At 39.7% G+C, this 277-nt stretch carries 1 pseudogene; it reads right to left on the bottom strand.

Annotated elements, in window-relative coordinates:
• A pseudogene (locus tag AAEY62_RS22215) lies at positions 1–277 on the bottom strand (tyrosine--tRNA ligase); the annotation flags it as partial.

Below are 277 nucleotides of genomic sequence, written 5' to 3'. Positions count from 1 at the left end.
GTACAAAGCGGGTTAATTGCTCGGCTAAAATACCTTGCGCTTGAGGCTTTTGTTGGCTGGTAATGTCATTCGCTTCAATGGCTTCAATTTCTTTTACCGATAAAAAGGTGTAAAAACGCAAAAAGTTGTATACATCGGCATCGTCACAATTTAACCAAAATTGGTAAAAGCGATACGGTGAGGTTTTTTTCGGATCAAGCCAAATTGCGCCGCCTTCCGTTTTACCAAACTTAGTACCGTCTGATTTAGTAATAAGTGGCAAAGTTAATCCATACAC

The organism is Pseudoalteromonas sp. GW168-MNA-CIBAN-0100, from assembly GCF_040309225.1.
GTDB classification, from domain to species: Bacteria; Pseudomonadota; Gammaproteobacteria; order Enterobacterales; family Alteromonadaceae; genus Pseudoalteromonas; species Pseudoalteromonas arctica.
Note: the sequence above shows the minus strand (reverse complement) of the source record. Positions and strands in the feature narration are given on the sequence as shown.